Origin of the sequence: Okeania sp. SIO2C9, from assembly GCF_010672455.1 — a bacterium.
Taxonomy (GTDB): Bacteria; Cyanobacteriota; Cyanobacteriia; order Cyanobacteriales; family Microcoleaceae; genus Okeania.
In genome coordinates this window covers 349,236-363,780 of record NZ_JAAHGO010000012.1, presented here as the reverse complement: position 1 = coordinate 363,780, position 14,545 = coordinate 349,236, and the positions used below count along the sequence as shown (strand labels likewise).

The 14,545-nt window shown below is 36.8% G+C and carries 9 protein-coding genes and 2 pseudogenes; 9 read left to right on the top strand and 2 right to left on the bottom strand.

The features are described from left to right. The first annotated feature begins 241 nt into the window (after positions 1-241). From F6K23_RS12095 to F6K23_RS12070, 6 genes and pseudogenes are all read left to right on the top strand, one after another. Positions 242-2,041, top strand: coding sequence for a PAS domain S-box protein (locus F6K23_RS12095; protein ID WP_293155207.1), 1,800 nt, complete (start codon positions 242-244; stop codon positions 2,039-2,041). 1,161 nt (positions 2,042-3,202) lie between these two features. Beyond that, on the top strand, positions 3,203-3,502 hold the full coding sequence (gene fdxB / locus F6K23_RS12090; RefSeq protein WP_124146397.1) for a ferredoxin III, nif-specific: 300 nt from the start codon (positions 3,203-3,205) through the stop codon (positions 3,500-3,502). 504 nt (positions 3,503-4,006) lie between these two features. Continuing rightward, positions 4,007-4,135: a hypothetical protein gene (locus tag F6K23_RS12085; protein ID WP_293155205.1), complete on the top strand. Its 129-nt coding sequence runs from the start codon at positions 4,007-4,009 to the stop codon at positions 4,133-4,135. Between the two features lie 884 nt (positions 4,136-5,019). Beyond that, positions 5,020-5,298: pseudogene (locus F6K23_RS12080) on the top strand (ISAs1 family transposase); the annotation flags it as partial. A gap of 522 nt (positions 5,299-5,820) precedes the next feature. Continuing rightward, positions 5,821-6,312, top strand: a complete 492-nt coding sequence (locus F6K23_RS12075; protein ID WP_124147368.1) for a helix-turn-helix domain-containing protein — start codon at positions 5,821-5,823, stop codon at positions 6,310-6,312. Positions 6,313-6,773: 461 nt separating this feature from the next. Further along, positions 6,774-8,381, top strand: a complete 1,608-nt coding sequence (locus tag F6K23_RS12070) for a helix-turn-helix domain-containing protein (RefSeq protein ID WP_293155201.1) — start codon at positions 6,774-6,776, stop codon at positions 8,379-8,381. A 348-nt stretch (positions 8,382-8,729) separates the two neighbouring features. Here F6K23_RS12070 and F6K23_RS12065 read toward each other — a convergent pair whose 3' ends face one another. Next, on the bottom strand, positions 8,730-8,996 hold the full coding sequence (locus tag F6K23_RS12065) for a hypothetical protein (protein WP_293155198.1): 267 nt from the start codon (positions 8,994-8,996) through the stop codon (positions 8,730-8,732). A gap of 728 nt (positions 8,997-9,724) precedes the next feature. Then, complete coding sequence (locus F6K23_RS12060) at positions 9,725-10,927, bottom strand: argininosuccinate synthase (protein WP_293155195.1); 1,203 nt, start codon at positions 10,925-10,927, stop codon at positions 9,725-9,727. A gap of 900 nt (positions 10,928-11,827) precedes the next feature. On the opposite strand from F6K23_RS12060, the gene F6K23_RS12055 reads away from it, so the two are divergent. The 3 genes and pseudogenes from F6K23_RS12055 to F6K23_RS42840 all read left to right on the top strand — a co-directional run. Next, positions 11,828-12,745: a glycosyltransferase family 2 protein gene (locus F6K23_RS12055; protein WP_293155192.1), complete on the top strand. Its 918-nt coding sequence runs from the start codon at positions 11,828-11,830 to the stop codon at positions 12,743-12,745. A 549-nt stretch (positions 12,746-13,294) separates the two neighbouring features. After that, the gene (locus F6K23_RS42845; RefSeq protein ID WP_375340757.1) at positions 13,295-14,218 is read left to right on the top strand and encodes a reverse transcriptase domain-containing protein; all 924 of its coding nucleotides are present in this window, start codon (positions 13,295-13,297) and stop codon (positions 14,216-14,218) included. 78 nt (positions 14,219-14,296) lie between these two features. Further along, a pseudogene (locus tag F6K23_RS42840) lies at positions 14,297-14,536 on the top strand (group II intron maturase-specific domain-containing protein); the annotation flags it as partial. Positions 14,537-14,545: the final 9 nt, after the last annotated feature.

The following is a 14,545-nucleotide window of genomic DNA, read 5'->3' as shown; positions in this document are numbered from 1 at the left end:
TATTTAGTAACCAATTTAACTAAACCCTAAAGTAGAAAAATTATATGCTCTTAATATTAAGATAAGCATTTCATATATTTAAGCTAGTAAAAATTAATGTACCAAAATTAAGTTGCTAGATAAGAACTAGCTTCACATTTACAGGTTGCGAGCCAAACAAAGCTACAAATAATTCTCAACCTGAAAGTGGAGTCAGAAATATTAGCAGTGCATCAAATTCAACCAGGAGTAACAAAAAAGAATGGAAACTAATCAAGTTCTAAATCAATCTGATTATGAGCATTACCAGATCAATCAGATGGTAGCATCTTTCATTGAAAAAAATCACGATTTACAAAATTTAACTAACCAGGGGAAGGAAATAGCAGAACGTCGCTTACTAGAAGCAATACTGCGGAAAACCCTCAAAGAACTATCTGATATCAAATTTGCTATAGATCAAGCAGCGATCGTTGCCATTACAGACCAAAGAGGTATTATTCAATATGTGAATGATAAAGTTTATGAAATATCTCAATATTCTAGAGAAGAGTTAATCGGAAAAAGTCACCGTCTGCTTAACTCTAAATATCATCCCCCAAAGTTTTTTAAAGATTTGTGGTCTACTATTAGCTCTGGTCGTGTGTGGAGAGGCGAAATTAAAAATAAGGCTAAAGATGGTAGTTATTATTGGGTTAATACAACTATCGTACCTTTTTTAAATGACCTCGGACAACCTTATCAATACTTAGCTATTAGATTTGACATCACCGAACGCAAGCGAGTAGAAGAAGCACTACAAGAAAGTCAAAAATGCAACCATAGTCTTCTCCATGCTATTCCCGACTTAATGTTACGCCTCAACTCAAAAGGTGTTTTTCTCGACTTCTACCCATCAAAAGATGATGAAAATGCCCCCAAAGCATCAGAAGTACTAGGGAAAACTATAGAAGAAATATTTCCCCAAGATTTAGCTATTTGGGTTCGACATTATTTAAAACTTACTCTCAGCACTCATAAAGTGCAAGCAGGAGAATATTCTACTATTATTAATCATAACCCCTATCATTATGAAGCTCGTTATGTCAAAAGTGGTAAAGATGAAGTCTTAGCAATTATTCGTGATATCACAGAGCGAAAACAAGGAGAAATTGCACTACGAGAATCAGAAAAACGTGAACGAGAAAGAGCATTGCAATTAGAAAAAGCTTTAAAAGAATTGCAAAAGACTCAAGCTCAATTAGTACAAGCAGAAAAAATGTCTGGTCTAGGTCAAATGGTTGCTGGTATTGCCCATGAAATTAATAATCCAATTAGCTTTATATACGGCAATCTTCTTCATACAAATAACTACATTAGAGAATTACTACATTTACTGCATTTGTATCGACAAAACTATCAAGATCCAATTCCAGAAATTCAAGATTTTGCCGAAGAGTGTGAAGCAGATTTCTTGATGGAAGATTTGCCTAAAATAGTCGATTCAATGAATATAGGAGCCAACCGAATTAGAGAGTTAGTTTTATCTTTAAGAAATTTCTCTCGCTTAGATGAAGCAGAGATGAAAAAAGTAGATATTCACTCTGGTATAGATAGCACTTTATTAATTTTACAACATCGTCTCAAAGCTACAGAAAAAAGACCAGATATAACATTAGTTAAAGACTATGGAAATTTACCCAAGATTGAGTGTTATGCTAGTCAGTTAAATCAAGTATTTATGAATATTATTGCTAATGCAATAGATGCTTTTGAAGAACAAAAAGAACCGGGAATTATTACCATAAAAACAGAAATATCTCAAAAGTCAGAAACAGGAGTAAATCAAGATTTTGTGAAAATTTCCCTTTCTGATAATGGGCATGGTATTAGCGAATCTGTTCAAAATCGTATTTTTGACCCGTTTTTTACAACCAAACCAGTGGGCAAGGGTACAGGTCTAGGACTATCAATTTCTCACCAAATTGTTGTCGAAAAACATCGGGGAGAACTGAGATGTATATCTAATCAAAATGAAGGTACATTATTTGAAATATTAATTCCAGTTAAGGCTGGAAATTGAAGAAGGTGTTATACCAATTTCATAAAATATTGTACAGTCTCGACACGGGCAACAGCTCATCTGCTCCGGAAGGCAACAGGGAAAGAAAAACTGGATAAAAAAGAGGAAAAAATGCTTAATTTTGACATTTGATGGATATATACAATTTTTAATTGTAGCAATAAATCACAAATTAAGATGTAACTACCTTTTTTGAATTTGGTATTAGGTAGTAGGTGGTCGGTACTAGGTGAAAAAAAGCTGCTCGCAAACCTAATACCAAATCTAAACAATTTAGCTAGGGGTAGAAGTATTGACATACTCTCCGACCTGTTAGCGAAGCTCCTCTGAAAGAGGCAGACACGGAGATTCTCCTGAAACCAGGATTCTTGGTTTGTGCTCCGCAAGGCTACGCCAACATTGAGTCCACTTAAACTTAACACCTTGCAATATTTAATCCAGAGATGGTTCTCTCCCCAAGAGTTTACTCTATTGCCTCTTTTCGTTCGGAATACTCCACAAACAGAGGAGCTTTCCTATGGGAATGCTGCGCAAATTCTATCAAAAGCCTGTTTCCGCATGCCCTACGGTACAGTTGAAAACCGAAAAACTTGAAGGGTAAAAATGTTTGTTTAAGAGTCTAATTATTGCAGTCGTCATTACTGTTAGGAAGTATCAAAAGCTTAAAACTCAGACAACTTAGAAAAATCTGCTTCCTCACACTCAAAACGCAACGGAAGAGTAGCTACGAACTTCAAATACTTTAATGTTTTAAACAATAGATTATTCAACTTCAATATCCTACTATTTAGTTGCCATCAAATAATTTATAACTGTGCTAAAGCACACTAATTATATTCATAATTTCTATTACCAGTATCTGACGAAACTTAAGTAATATTAATAGTTCATTTTATTTGCTGGTATTGTCTCAATTCAACCAAAAATATCGTCAAAACTTATATAGAGACTTTGACGGTTTATAGGTATATTTATCTAGCGATAATTGCAAATATTTTCTAATAAATAAATACACAAAAAAAGCCATAATCAAATATTACAAAAAATCTAAAAAAAGTATAAAAAACTACTTTTTTGCTAGAGTAAATAGCTATTATATAAAAAGATGGAACAAAGCAAACAAAACAAAAAATTCAATCTATTAATTAAGGAGAAGAACCAATGGCAACATTAACAGCTTTAACTAAAGGTGGTACAGCTTGGACTCCTCAGTATGTCGAATCTATTGACATGAATAAGTGCCTAGGTTGTGGTCGTTGCTTTAAAGTTTGTCATAGAAATGTTCTAGAACTTAGACCCATCAACGAGCATGGAGAATTTGTGGACGATGATGATGATGATGATGATGAAGTATTACGGAAAGTAATGACTATTACTAATGCAGATGACTGTATCGGATGTGAAGCTTGCGCTAACATTTGTGGTAAGAAATGCTTCACTCATGCTCCTGCAGCTGTATGAGTTCCGAAGAATATCAACTCAGAAATATTAATATAGAAGTTTGTGGAGTATCAGCTTTAGGTGTATTAGTAAAATTATTCACCTAAAGTCTGAACTCCCTGACTTTTTTTGTGCAATTTTGTCATCATAAAAATTTGCTAAGTGGGAAACCACCGTCTTTTAAGTGGTGGATGGAAACGACTCGATGGGTTTTAACCCGTAGTCAAAAAAATGTGTTATGATTAACCGAAAACTTAAAAAGTAGCTTCAATCCTATGCATGGCTGGAAAGAGTAGTGGCAATTGGCACCGCCAAGTTGACTGAGCAGTGTATAGAACCCCTAAGCGTATCTTCATAAATATTAAATTTTTCTAGCTAGGAGACAGGAGACAGGAGGGAAGAGGGAAGAGGGAAGAGGGAAGATGTGAGGAGAAATAATACAAAAAATTCAACACTCCTTTTCAGATTTTTCCTCACTCATTGATGGGCGAAAAGACTTGGCTACCATAATTATATAGATCTCAAATGGGTTCTATACGTACTACAGTATTTTACTGGCAATGTGGTTGTTTTGCCGGAGTGGCATACTTCGTAAACGATGTGAAAATCGTGACTAAAGTCCGATTTACCGAATTATTAATAATTAATAATTAAATAATTATGGTTTAAAGCCTCCCCTTGGATAGGGGAAAAAAGCGGTCGTTTGCGGAGCAGTCCGTTAGGATGGGATGGCGAGGGGACCTCGCCATATCCAATCGACCAAGACAGCGGTCGTTTGCTTTTGCTTTGCAAAACTGGCGTAACGCAACGCTGTCGCGTTTCGCGTCAGCGGAACGGAGTTCTCTCTTCGCAGCTTCCCGAAGGGTGGGATGGTGAGGTCTCCCGCTCTTGACAGAGCCGCTGCGCTAACGCCATATCCAATCGACCAAGAGAAGAAATAATATCTCCTTATATTCAATTCCGTAACGGTTTTAACCAGAGGTAATTATCAATTATCCATTATCAATTATCAATTAATGAAAGATCCTCTAAAGAATCCACGCGGATTTATCCCCTGTAGTGTCAAAGTATAGCGCTACGGGCAAGTCATGCATCGCCAATACCACGCTTTGCCGACAGGCGCAAGGCGTGGTTTTGCGCTTCGCAAAGCTCTGCTTTTTCGGTGCGGAATACTGCGTAAATATGTTGCGGGGCAAAACCTGTAGCGTCCTGTAGGGAATAGTTTCCTCAAAAAATACCAAAACTTTCAACAATCAAAACTCTCCAATAAATTCAATAATTAATACTTAAAAAAAACTCATTAAAATTGAAGATTAGATATTTATAAAAAATAATTATTCTAGTAATAATAGTAAGATTTAATATCATGTTCAGACGGGTCAGTTATAAATAAAATTTAAGAACTGACAATACCGAATAAATACTGAAATTATCTTTACTTTTGTTCCTTCCTTCTTTCTCCCCTCCTGACTTATGAGGGCTGAGGAATGACTCCTAGCTAAATTATTTATAAGTATTCAAGGGAATATTATATAAAAATGAAACTCCAGCTAAAAAAGAATATTTATGAGTATTTTAGTGAACTAGAAGACCCGAGAGTAGATGGAACCAAACGTCATAAATTAATTCATATTATTACAATTACTATTTGTGCTGTAATTTGTGGTGCAGATACGTGGATAGATATAGAATCTTATGGTGAATCCTTACTGTAAATGGCTAAAAAGTTTTTTAAACTGCCTAATGGAATTCCATCTCACGATACATTTGCCAGAGTTTTTGCACCTTTAGACCCGGATCAATTACAACAATGTTTTTGATCATGGATTCAGTCAGTCAATCAAATAACTAGACAGGCATTAGCGTCGTATGGTTCTCCGCTATCTACCAGCATTCTACTTATATCAGGGTTGAGTATCTACACATCTAAAGATGCGAGAGTCATCTAGTAATTCTAATTATCAGAGAATAAACTGTTAATTATTTGACAGGAAAAGATTTTACGAAAAAGTAATATATTTTTATTAGCAGTAACTATGTATCTGGTAAGACAAACTTATATTTTTATGTCTAATTGTGGCCAGATTAACTGTTAAAAATACAGGCTTAAGTTAAATCCGGTTCTTCATGCTTTCTATAGAAGAAGTCATAACCATTCAATTACTAAGCACGAATTTTACTCAATCTTACTTGAATTATAGGGTAGCAGACTACAATAGACAAACTTTTGTCTGAGTTTGGAGTCGTAGCTCATCTTCTCAATTTAGAGGGTGTCAAAAAGCGGATTATATATATAGTGCAGCTAAGTTGCATTAAGTTGTTAAACTGAGGTAGCTGTTATGCCTGCTAAAGATTTTCTTAGTTCAATGCAAAAGAAAAGATTGCAAAAAGCCTTACAAGAAGGTAATTGCTCTCATTTCCGAGAACGAGTATTGATGTTACTCCTATTAAATGACGGAAAAACTTATTCAGAAATTTCTGCATTTATCGGTTGTTCTTATAGAACAGTTGCTTATTGGTGTGTACATGGAGACCCAGACCAATTAGATAGTTTACGAGATCAAAGAGAGCATGGTAACTTTCGTAAAGCTACAGAAGAGTACATTCAGTTATTGGTAGAAGTCAGCAAAAAATCTCCTCATCAGTTCGGTTATGAATGTCAACACTGGAGTGGAGAACGTTTAGCAAATTATCTTGCTGAAAAAACAGGAATCAAAATTAGTGGTACTCAAGTTAGGAGAATTCTTAAACAAAAAAATATTCTCCTTCCCAGAGGTAGATTACAAGTTAGTCATCGAGTAAATACTACAAAAAACAAACTGGAATGTTAGGTATTCATCTCAATCATGAAAATATGAACAGTTAATCTATGGGGTTAAATGCGGATAAATATACCTTAAAAATATTTATTTAGCATTTTTCCTTGATTTTTATTACTATAAATTCGTAAAAAAATAATAATTATAGTTATTAACTATTGCAAGTTAAATGTATAACTATAAAAATCCTATAATTACTCAATTATAAAAAATAAAAAGAATATTAATTTGCTTATTATGAACATCTAATCTAAAAAAATTATGAAATATTAATTCTTATTATTAAAGCGTCAATTAAGCTTAAGTGAAAATACTTAAATCAACAACAGACAAAAGATTTGAGTTCTTCACTTCATGTATAGTTAGTTATATAGCAATCAGGACATTACTATGATTAATCAGCCAAATCAACTTACAGATGACGAGTAGTATTACTAACACAAACTTCTCAACAGCAATAACAGGGGGGTGTTATGACTCACAAAATGACTGAAAACTGTATCTCATGTGGCACCTGTGTACCCCAAATCCACTGCCCAACAGGTGCAATAACTATAGAAGATGAAAAATACTCTATTAATCCTGAACTATGTAATAGCTGTGAGGGTTATTACGAAGAACCTCAGTGCGTAATTCACTGTTCTATTAGCAGTCCTGTTCCCACCAAAGCTAAAAAAGGTAGATATAAAGCTGAGACAAGAATACCCACAAGCTCTAATTTATTTCCCAATGGCAAGCATAGTCCTTTTGCTTCTTCTATCGCGGTTTGGGAAGCTTGCAACATTCTGACGCAGAGAGAATCATTACCTTGGACAGTGAATGCAGAAGGTAAACTGATTTATCAACGTTCTATTAAGCAAGGTCAGGGTTCAATCAGTTTCAGCATCAAAGATGTGGAGTATTCATCTCAAATTATCAATGATGATGTCATCAAAGTCACAGATATGCCAGCAATGGATATCAGAGCAGCTTGTCTGCACCTAATTTATGCTGCCCATGCAGCAGTGATTGACAAACCATGGGAGCAAGAATTTGTGATCGATGACCAACAAATTGAAAGGTACTTAGGGTTAGAAAAACGCAAAGACTTATCGAAAGCAACTAAACTGAGTTTAATTAAAAACCTAGCTCAACAACCTTGTAATATTACTACTACTATTGATTGGCCTCAGCAGGGCAGAATTAATGCGTTCTCATTACCAGAAGATCAATTATGGCATATCTTAGACATTCAACATCACTTTTCTGAAGATTCTACAGGATCTAAACATCTTGTTGGTCTTACCTTTAGAGTCAAAGCTGGTCTTTGGACTAAGTATTTCCTCAACAGAGAAGGTTGCAAGCAGGGCAAAGCATTTTATCAATACGGCATTTTGCCTCAGTCTATATTAACTACAGTAATGAGTATTTGGCAGCAACATGAAGGTACTGCTCGAATGCTGTTATGGTTATTATTCAAAACCAAAATGGGTAGGGAACAACGGTTGACTGTACCGACCCTAATGCGAGTAGCTTATGGCGAACAAAAAGTCATACGAGCATCATCTTCTAGGGATGATCGAAAACGACTAATTAGAACTTTTGAAAGTGATCTGGAAGTTCTCAATCATTATGGACTTAAACCAGAATTTGACCCCGTAACTTACCCCCAGGAAATTCAGCCAATGTGGGCAAAATTAGCTGCTCTACCTGATGATGGTGAAGAAGCTTTAGATTTCTGGATTGATGATGGTAGTAAAAATACAAGATTAACAGATAACGGCCCCAGAGGTAAGTGGAATATGTTATTAAACGCTCGTATCCTCTGGTTTAAATTGCCCGAAGAATGGGATAAACACTTAGCAGATTTTGAAAAACAAAAGCTACGTTATTCTAATAAGCGCAAAAGAACAAAAAAGCTTGCTGCGATCTGTGGCGAACAAATTATGACTGCTAGAAAAAATCAGCAGTTAAGTCAGAGACAGTTGGCAACTATGCTTGGAAAAAGTCAAAGTTGGATTAGAGATATTGAGAGTGGACGCTTTCAACTTAAAGGTGAAGACCAAATGCTATTACAGAATGTTTTAGGTTTGGGAGGGTAATGATTAATTTAACGCCATGATTGAATTAAATCAGGGGCAGTCCGCATCATTCAAATCCCAAAGTGCGATTCCCCTATATTTAATAGGTATAGCAGAAGGAATAAGGCATTCATCAAAAACCTGCTCAAACTGCGGTCATGTCCAAGATATGCCCTTAAATGTAAGGACTTATGATTGCCGATACTATTTTGCTAACAATTGTTAACAATGCACAGCAAGATTAACTTACTGAGGGGGTATCTCCCAATGTGGTAGAAAATTTCTCTACCACGCTTTTGATCAAAATTCCACGCGGGACCTTTAANAATAATTAAGCCAAAGAATTTTCCTTAGCCTAATTCTCCTTTGTTAATTTTCAGGTAATTCTCCAAAGCGATCGCGATAACGAGACAGTAAAGATTCTAATTCTTCGGTTCGTTTTTCTGCTTCTTGTCGTGCCCCAATTTCCTGATTCAAAACTTCTCGTAATTTATCAGAAATCACCAATTTTTCTCCCGTATATTCCCGATAAAATCTTATCAATTTATCCTCTACTTCTAAACGTAATCCTAAAGGTTTGCTCCGACCATCTGTAATTAATTTATAATTTGTTTCTGCCAGACGATACCCTTGCAATTTTTCTTCTATCCATTCACCTTTAGGGTAAAATCACCAACATTCCTGTACTTTTAATTGTTCGTAAAATACTTTTTTAAAATCTTCATCGTCTCTGCGGGTATTTTCAGTTTTCACTTCAAAAATAACCGCTAAAAAAATTAGAAATTGAAGAAAAATCAGAGCAAAATGATAAATTCAAAAATCAAGATTAGAAAAATATTGATTCAGTTAATGTAGAACCTATCCCGCTAATAATATTTTTGCTAAAAACCCTCAATATTTTGAGAGTTAAAAACCAAGAATTAAGCTTTTTAAGCACATTTTACTTCAAGGAATAAGTTTGTTAAAAATAGTGGGATAGGTTCTAGGTTGGGTTGAGGTAGGAAACCCAACATCATCAGGACTTACGCATGAGGTATGAAAAAATAGGATTTGAGATTGCTTCCCGGTCGGTCGCAATGACGAAAATACCTTGTAATGTCTAATACCATTTCTCTGTAACAATGCGCTTAACAATTATTGCTCAGACCTGATTAAACTGACTATTCTCATCTTTATATTAAGTGCAACTTCATGGAGAAATAGTCTAAGTCCTAATTATTTAGAAATTTTTTGAGTTGCGCAATAGAAAATCTATTTCACTTCGCGATCGCTTAACCCAAACTACACAAAAAAAATTATTCCTGTAGAAATAAAAAAATATTCCTACAGGAACAACTAATTAAAGTTAAAAAATCGCCAATTTCTTAACCTCTAAGTTTCTCTGACCAAACACGAGTAGGCAAACCCCAAACATAAATAAACCCTTCCGCCGCTTTATGGTCGAACTCATCCTCAGCACCATAAGTCGCCAAATCAAAACTATACAAAGAATTGCCAGACTGACGACCGACAACCATCGCATTACCCTTAAACAACTTCACTCGCACAACACCAGTCACCCTTTCCTGAGTCTGCTGAATAAAAGCATCCAATGCACCCTTCAACGGACTAAACCACAAACCGTTATAAACCAACTGACTGTAAGTTTCCTCAATACCCCGCTTATAACGAGTCACATCAGCAGTCAAAGTTAAACTTTCCAAGTCGCGGTGCGCTTGAATAAGAACCCACATTGCCGGAGACTCGTAAACTTCTCGTGACTTAATTCCCACAAGACGGTTTTCAATCATGTCAATACGACCAACACCATGACTTCCCGCTATCTGATTAAGTTTAGTAATTAACTCAATACCACCCATTCCTTGACCGTTGAGACTAACAGGAATACCTCCCTCAAAACCAATTTCAACATATTCCGGTTCATTAGGAGTATCAGCGATCGCTTTAGTCATATTATAAACTTCCTCCGGCGCCTCCACCCAAGGATCTTCCAACTCCCCTGCTTCGATCGCCATCCCCAATAAATTTTTATCAATACTATAAGGAGAAGACTTTTTCACTGGAGCAGGAATTCCATATTTTTCACCATAAGCAATAGTCTCCTCCCGACTCATTCCCCACTCTCGTGCTGGAGCAAGAATTTTGATTTTCGGATTAAGTGCAGCAATAGCAACATCAAACCTTACTTGGTCATTACCCTTTCCAGTACAACCATGGGCGATCGCATCAGCACCATATTTTTCTGCTGCATCTACTAATATTTTGGCAATTAAAGGTCTAGCTAATGCTGTAGCTAAAGGATAGCGATTTTCATATAGAGCATTTGCTTGAATAGCAGGAAAAGCATATTCTTGAATCAAAGGTTCGATAACATCTATGACCAAAGATTCTACTGCACCCGAATCTAATGCTTTTTTGCGGACTCCTTCTAACTCATCCCCCTGTCCTAGATCTGCAGCAAGAGTAATTACTTCTTTAACACCCCACTCATTTTTTAAGTAAGGAATGCAAACGGAGGTATCCACTCCACCAGAATAAGCTAATACAACTTTAGTGGCACGACTCATAGATTCTTCTCTAGAAATTAACAACTGGGTTTTTATTATCGGACTTAGCCTGTAAAATTATTGTCAGGCAAAGTACAGATTCTAGAGTGTATCCTAATTTTCAGAGGAATGAAAAGTGGGTAATAGGGTGTAGAAAAAACTAGAGACCCACAGAGGAAAAATACCACATCAAAACTTTTCTGCTTCTTCTGTTGTGCCTACTCCTGCCTTGTTTACCTTCTTTAACTTTTATTCCATTAGACATCTTCTCCAAAAGAGGCAACAGGCAACAGGCAACAGGCAACAGGCAACAGGCAACTCACCCCTAGACCCTCCCCCTCCCAGGAGGGGAATAATTGATAATTTATGGATCAGAATTGATTTTATTTTGGATTTTTGGAGATGTTTATTAGACATTTCCTCCTAAAGAGGGAGTAGGGAGTAGGGAGTAGAGGGAAATAATTGATAATTTATAGATCAGAATTGATTTTATTTTGGATTTTTGGAGATTTCCATTTAGCGAATAATTAATAATTAATAATTAAATAATTCGCGCCTTGAAGCCTCCCCTTTTAAGGGGAAAAAGCGGTCGAGGGATGGCGAGGTCCCCTCGCCATATCCAATCGACCAAGACAGCGGTCGTTTTGCTACGCAACATGTAAAGCGTAGCTTCCCGTAGGGTGGGATGGATGGGTTTCCTAACCATATCCAATCGACCAAGAGAAAAGAAAATATTCCTTATATTCAATTCCGTAACGGTTAAAACCAGAGGTAATTATCAATTATCAATTTTTCATTATCAATTAATGAAAGGACTTACGCATTTTCCCGACAAAAACGCCATATATGCCATAGTGCTATAGTTTTTATCTACTATATGTAGTGCCTTTGCGTAAGTCTCCAATTTAGTTAGGAGAAAAAATGTTTTTCAGTGTAGTTATCCCCACTTATAATCGCAAACCGATTTTAGAAAAGTGTCTTCGCGCTCTGGAAAATCAGGATTATGACCGCCCAATTATAGATTATGAAGTAATAGTTGTCGATGATGGCTCAACGGATGACACTGTCCCCTGGTTAGAAACAGAGGCCAAAGAATTTCCCCATGTCCAACTATTTTCTCAGTCCCACCAAGGGCCAGCAGCAGCTCGGAATTTTGGTGTTGAACAGGCCAAAGGAAATTTTATTATTTTTATTGATAGTGACCTGGTGGTAACAGATTCTTTTCTACAGTCACACGCAAATAGTTTAGTTAGTGCAGAAGGGGAAAATGTATTTACTTATGGCAGAGTTATTAATACTTGTAATTTTGATTTTCCCACTTCAGAACCTTATAAGTTGACTGATTTTTCGGCAGCTTTTTTTGCTACGGGAAATGTAGCTATCGCTCGTCATTTTTTAATTGAAGCTGGATTATTTGATACTCGTTTTGAACAGTATGGTTGGGAAGATTTGGAGTTAGGAATTAGGTTAAAAAAATTGGGTTTAAAATTGATTAAGTGTCCTGATGCTGTTGGTTATCATTGGCATCCACCTTTTTCTTTGGAGCAATTACCAGGAATGATTGAGCGAGAAATTCAAAGGGGAAAAATGGGAGTTTTGTTTTATCAAAAACATCCGACTTTGGAAGTAAAAATGATGATTCAAATGACTTGGCTACACAAATTATTATGGGGAGTTTTATCATTAGGTGGAAGATTAAATGAAAAGACAATGGCTGTTTTTTTGCAATGGTTAATTGACCGAGGTAAGTCGCAGTTAGCTTTAGAAATTTCTCGGATATTTTTGAATTGGTATAATGTACAAGCTGTTGTGCGATTCGCTAGCCTAAATTGGGACTAAAACCCAAGGGACGGTAATACTGGCCCATTTGCCAGGAAAACTGATTATTTATGTGGGTGAAGCGGGAAACCGTCAGTCCCACCTTCCAGGTGCAGGAGTGAAAGCATTTCCCCTACTACATAGACATAAGCAACCTATAGAGTAAAGCGGGGATAAAAGACAGAAACACTGGTAGTCGAATCTGGTGACTGTCAAGCAAGAGTCCATGCGTAACGCAAGTGAAGATACGTTTGAACCACCGTTAGTACAGATGGCCAAAACGACTGATTAAGGCCAAGCCAAAAGGCAAGGATAAGGCGTAGGCAATTAATAGCTTGACCTATAAGCACTGCTTAGAAACCCGGTGGAAAGTATTCACGCTCAAGACTCAAAACAATAGGTAATCGGAACGAATTAACTCCCAAAAATCTCTAGGACAGGTCGATAACCTAGTAGGTGCTAACCGTATGATTTCGGGAGAGGGATAGAGTCAGAAGCCAACGCTGATCTGTAATGGATTGGATATGCTGACAGACTCACGGTAACTTCAAGGAAATTGATTAAGTAGCAATGAATAAGTCTAAAGCACAGGAAAACCCGATGATGGAATGGGACAACGTAAATTGGCGTAAAGTCGAAATACGAACATTTAAGTTGCAAAAGAGAATATTTCAAGCGAGTAAACGTGGTGATGTTAAAGCAGTACGCAAGCTTCAAAAAACGTTGATTAGGTCTTGGTCAGCAAGATTACTTGCGGTAAGGAAGGTCACTCAGGATAACCAAGGGAAAAAGACGGCAGGAGTGGATGGTGTCAAATCATTGTCCCCAAAAGCCCGTATGAACCTAGCAAACAACTTGAGAATTACTGGGAAAGTACGCCCGACACGGAGGGTAATGATTCCAAAACCAAACAGTGACGAGAAAAGACCCCTAGGAATACCGACAATTTATGACCGTGCCTTGCAGACGCTAGTAAAACAAGCGTTAGAACCAGAATGGGAGGCCAAATTCGAGCCAAACAGTTATGGTTTTAGACCAGGACGCTCATGCCACGATGGTATCGGAGCCATATTTAATAGTATCCGGTACAAAGCCAAATATGTGCTTGACGCGGATATATCAAAATGTTTCGACCGTATCAACCACCAAGCTCTGCTTAAGAAGGTCAATACATACCCCATCCTTAACCGGATTCTAAAACAATGGTTAAAAGCAGGATACATTGACCAGGGAGATAATTTCTTCCCTACTAATAAGGGTACACCACAGGGAGGAACAATTTCACCTCTATTGGCAAACATTGCCTTACATGGTATGGAAGAACGGATTAAGGAATTTGCAAGAACCCTTAAAGGTGGCAAAAAAGCAAACCAGGATAAAATGAACCTAATCCGTTACGCCGATGACTTTGTGATAATCCATGAGGACTTAGGTGTGATTAAATCCTGCCAACAAATAATTGAAGAGTGGCTAAGTGACATGGGATTGGAATAAAAACCGGAAAAAACAAGATTAACCCATACTCTCAGAACACACGAGAAGGAAACTGGGTTTGAGTTTCTAGGATTCCACATACAACAGTACAAAGTAGGAAACTACAGAAGTGCAAAGAATCCGCACAAAGAAATTCTAGGTTTTAATACACTAATCACCCCCTCCAAAAAGTGCATCAAGGCTCATCTAAATAAAATCGGGGAAGTAATAGACACCCATAAGACTGCCCCACAAGCTGCCCTCATAAGCAAGCTGAACCCAATTATACGCGGGTGGTCAAACTATTACTCGACCGTAGTTAGCAAGGAAACATTTTCAAGATTAGAT

Coding starts and splice junctions, on each gene's coding strand:
- F6K23_RS12095 (WP_293155207.1), top strand. CDS start 242: ATGGAAACTAATCAAGTTCTAAATCAATCTGATTATGAGCATTACCAG.
- fdxB (WP_124146397.1), top strand. CDS start 3,203: ATGGCAACATTAACAGCTTTAACTAAAGGTGGTACAGCTTGGACTCCT.
- F6K23_RS12085 (WP_293155205.1), top strand. CDS start 4,007: ATGGGTTCTATACGTACTACAGTATTTTACTGGCAATGTGGTTGTTTT.
- F6K23_RS12075 (WP_124147368.1), top strand. CDS start 5,821: ATGCCTGCTAAAGATTTTCTTAGTTCAATGCAAAAGAAAAGATTGCAA.
- F6K23_RS12070 (WP_293155201.1), top strand. CDS start 6,774: ATGACTCACAAAATGACTGAAAACTGTATCTCATGTGGCACCTGTGTA.
- F6K23_RS12060 (WP_293155195.1), bottom strand. CDS start 10,927: ATGAGTCGTGCCACTAAAGTTGTATTAGCTTATTCTGGTGGAGTGGAT.
- F6K23_RS12055 (WP_293155192.1), top strand. CDS start 11,828: ATGTTTTTCAGTGTAGTTATCCCCACTTATAATCGCAAACCGATTTTA.
- F6K23_RS42845 (WP_375340757.1), top strand. CDS start 13,295: ATGAATAAGTCTAAAGCACAGGAAAACCCGATGATGGAATGGGACAAC.